Genomic DNA, 3,738 nt, shown 5'->3' with positions numbered 1-3,738 from the left:
GCCGAGCTGCTGCGCTCGGCCGGGCTGGCCGACGCAGTCGTCGTCGCCGACGCCCGCGACGCGATCGCCCTGCGCGACGCCGTCGCCGCGGCCGGCGGCCCGGCGGACGTGACCGTGGTGTGCGTCGACGTCCCCGGGTGCGAGGGCGGCGCGATCCTCACGACCGCCGACCGCGGCACGGTCGTGTTCTTCTCGATGGCCACCTCGTTCTCCGCGGCCGCGCTGGGCGCCGAGGGTCTCGCGGCCGACGTCACGATGCTGGTCGGCAACGGCTACGCGCCGGGGCACGCGGCGTACGCCCTCGAGCTGCTCCGGGAGACCCGCGGCGTACGCGCCCTGTTCGAGCGCCGGCTGGAGGCCCACGCATGAGCCGCGGCAAGCTCGACCTCGACCCGGCCACCGTCCGGCGCGCCCGGGCGCTGGCCCGCAAGGCCGGGCGGCCGATCGTGAGGATGGCCGAGCAGCACACCACGGTCGCCGTCGAGCGCGCCACGCTGCGCCTGGCCGGCCTGCAGGGCGCCGACCCCGACGGCACACCCTGGGTCAACCGGCTGCTCGACGCGGTTCGCGCCGACCTGCACGAGGACGGTGGGCTCGCCCACGGCGTCGCCCTGCCCGTCTGGGACGCCCTGCGGCGGGGCGAGGCCGACGACCTGGCCACGCTGGCCGAGAAGGCGTCGGCCGGCTCGGTGCGGTTCCGGCTGCCGGAGGGCAAGGAGGCCGAGCGCGCGCAGCGCGCGGCGCGCGCCCAGGTCCAGCGCGGGATCCGGCTGATCGACCGCCGCCGTGCCGAGCGTGACCGCCTGATCCGGCGGTACGGCGACGCGCCCCGCACCCCGTGGATCTACCTGATCGTCGCGACCGGTGACATCTACGAGGACATTCCGCAGGCGCAGGCGGCCGCGCGCGCCGGAGCCGACGTGATCGCGGTCATCCGCTCGACCGGGCAGAGCCTGCTCGACTTCGTGCCGGAGGGCGCCACCCGCGAGGGGTTCGCCGGCACCTACGCCACCCAGGAGAACTTCCGCCTGATGCGCGCTGCGCTCGACGAGTCGAGCAAGGAGCTCGGCCGCTACGTGCGCCTGACCAACTACGCGTCGGGGCTGTGCATGCCCGAGATCGCGGCGCTCGCCGGCATGGAGCGCCTCGACATGATGCTCAACGACTCGATGTACGGGATCCTGTTCCGCGACATCAACCCGGTGCGGACCTTCGTCGACCAGCGCTTCAGCCGCCAGGTGCACGCCCGGGCGGGCATCATCATCAACACCGGCGAGGACAACTACCTCACCACCGCCGACGCGATCGACGCCGCGCACACCGTCACGACCAGCCAGCTGCTCAACGAGTACTTCGCCAAGGAGGCCGGCCTCGAGGACTGGCAGCTCGGGCTCGGCCACGCCTTCGAGATCGACCCCGACGTGCCGGACTCGTTCCGGCTCGAGCTGGCCCACGCCCTGCTCGCCCGTGAGCTGTTCCCCGGGGCGCCGCTGAAGTGGATGCCGCCGACGCGGCACATGACCGGCGACGTGTTCCGCGGCTACCTGCTCGACGGGTTCTTCAACCTCGTCGGGGCCCTCACCGGCCAGGGCATCCTCCTCGTCGGCATGATGACCGAGGCCGTCGTGACCCCGTGGCTCTCCGATCGCGACCTGGCGCTCCAGAACGTCCGCTACGTGCTGGACGCGGCCGGCAACCTCCACGAGGACTTCCGGCCCGAGCCCGGCGGGTTCATCGTCCAGCGCGCCCACCAGGTGCTCGCGGAGTCCGTGGAGCTGCTCGAGCGCATCGTCGACACCGAGCAGCACTCCGGGGGCCTGCTCGACGCCATCGCCGACGGCACCTTCGGGCTGATGAAGCGGCCCGCCGACGCGGGCAAGGGCCTCGACGGTGTGGCCCGGAAGGCCAGCACCTACTACAACCCCGCCAGCGAGATCCTGGAGGAGCGATGAACAGCCCCGCGAGCGGCAGCAGCGTCGTCCGGCCGTACGGCGACACCACCGGCGACGGGATGGTGCAGGTCAGCTTCACGCTCCCCGTGGACGGCCGGGGGGAGCGCGCCAAGCGCGCCGAGGGTGCCGCGGCCCAGCTGGCCCGCAAGATGGGCCTCGAGCCGGCCCTGGTCGTCCACGCCAAGCCGATGGGCCCGGACTTCACGTTCTTCGTGGTCTACGGCCGCGTGCACCACCTGGTGAACCTCGACGAGGTCGAGGTCGTCGAGCGCGACTACCCGCTGCTGAGCCCGCCGGAGGCGAACGCCGCCATCAAGCGCGCCCTGCGCCGGCGCCTGACGGTCGTGGGGGCCTGCATCGGCACCGATGCCCACACCGTCGGCATCGACGCGATCCTCAACATCAAGGGTTTCGCGGGCGAGAAGGGCCTGGAGTACTACCGCGAGCTCAAGGTGGTCAACCTCGGCGCCCAGGTCTCGGTGCCCCAGCTGGTCGAGCGCGCCCGCGCCGAGAAGGCCGACGCCGTGCTCGTCTCGCAGGTCGTCACCCAGCGCGACGCACACCTGCTCAACACCCGGGAGATGTCGGCGGCGTTCCGGGAGGCCTATCCGGCCGATCGGCGTCCCCTGCTGGTCGTCGGCGGGCCGCGCTTCGACGAGTCCATGGCCGCGGACCTCGGCGTCGACCGGATCTTCGTGCGCGGCACCACCCCGGCGGAGGTCGCGTCGTACCTCGTCCACCGCCTCGCAGCGAAGGGAGTCGCCGCATGACCAGTCCCCAGGCCGCCCGTCCCACCGCCGAGGTCGGCACCCGGGTCGTCCATCGACGCTACGTGCCGTACTCCCACGCCCACTACGCCGGCAACCTCGTCGACGGCGCCTACAGCCTCGGCCTCTTCGGCGACGTCGCGACCGAGATGTGCATCCGCACCGACGGCGACGAGGGGCTGTTCGCGTCGTACTCCGACGTGCAGTTCCGAGCGCCGGTCCGCGCCGGCGACGTCCTCGAGATCACCTGCGAGCTGACCCGGGTCGGCACCCGCTCCCGTGTCCTCGACCTCGCGGTGCACGTCGTCGGCCGGGGTGCCCCCACCGCCGAGCGTCCCGGCGCGGCCGAGATGCTCGCCGAGCCGATCGTGGCGACGACCGCCACCGGCACCGTGGTCGTTCCCGGCTGACCGGTCGGGTCGCAGCAGCGGTCCGACACCGGCGCGTCCTCGCGCGACACGCCGGGAGATCGGTGAAATCACTGAGATTTTTCTCGCCCGACAACCCGTCTGTGACCTGCGGCTTCGTCTGTTCTCGCAGGTCATCGGGCGGTTGACAGCCACCCACTCCGGCGCTTCAGTGTGTGCCGTCCGTTCATGCAGATCGTGGCCGGCGAACCGACGTCCGAGTGGCCGGGTCGAGGATGGCAGCGCCAACCATCCGTCCGCCCTGGTTCGCGGAGGTCGGTCCGCTCCGCGAGAACGGATACGGCAAGGAGCCCGTGTCCCCTAGACAACAGTCACGTTCTCGGCAGCCAGTCGGCGTCGTGCTGGTCCGAAGGGTGCGGGCTCCTTCCGTGATCTGCAGAGGGAGGCCCCCGTGGCCCCGCGTGCCGGTCCGGTGAACGCCGGACCGGTATTTTCTTCGTGTGCCCGCCCGCCTCCTCCTCGCGCTCCTGGCCGGCGTCGTGCTGTCGCTCGCGTTCGAGCCGGTCGCGGTGCCGGTGGTGATCCCCTTCGCGGTCGCCGGTTTCGTGCTCTCGGTGCGCGGCCTGCGGCCCCGGATCGCGTGGCTCCCCG

The 3,738-nt window shown here is 72.5% G+C and carries 3 protein-coding genes and 1 pseudogene; all 4 read left to right on the top strand.

What is annotated here, in order from left to right:
• Positions 1-369: pseudogene (locus VGD85_RS01220) on the top strand (L-erythro-3,5-diaminohexanoate dehydrogenase); the annotation flags it as partial.
• Positions 366-1,952, top strand: a complete 1,587-nt coding sequence (locus VGD85_RS01215; protein WP_331061629.1) for a lysine 5,6-aminomutase subunit alpha — start codon at positions 366-368, stop codon at positions 1,950-1,952. The pseudogene VGD85_RS01220 and the gene VGD85_RS01215, both read left to right, overlap by 4 nt.
• Positions 1,949-2,722, top strand: coding sequence for an OAM dimerization domain-containing protein (locus tag VGD85_RS01210; RefSeq protein WP_331061628.1), 774 nt, complete (start codon positions 1,949-1,951; stop codon positions 2,720-2,722). Before VGD85_RS01215 ends, VGD85_RS01210 begins: the two co-directional genes overlap by 4 nt.
• Positions 2,719-3,129, top strand: coding sequence for a hotdog domain-containing protein (locus VGD85_RS01205; protein WP_331061627.1), 411 nt, complete (start codon positions 2,719-2,721; stop codon positions 3,127-3,129). Before VGD85_RS01210 ends, VGD85_RS01205 begins: the two co-directional genes overlap by 4 nt.
• Positions 3,130-3,738: the final 609 nt, after the last annotated feature.

Source organism: Nocardioides sp. (assembly GCF_036401255.1).
Taxonomy (GTDB): Bacteria; Actinomycetota; Actinomycetes; order Propionibacteriales; family Nocardioidaceae; genus Nocardioides.
Note: the sequence above shows the minus strand (reverse complement) of the source record. Positions and strands in the feature narration are given on the sequence as shown.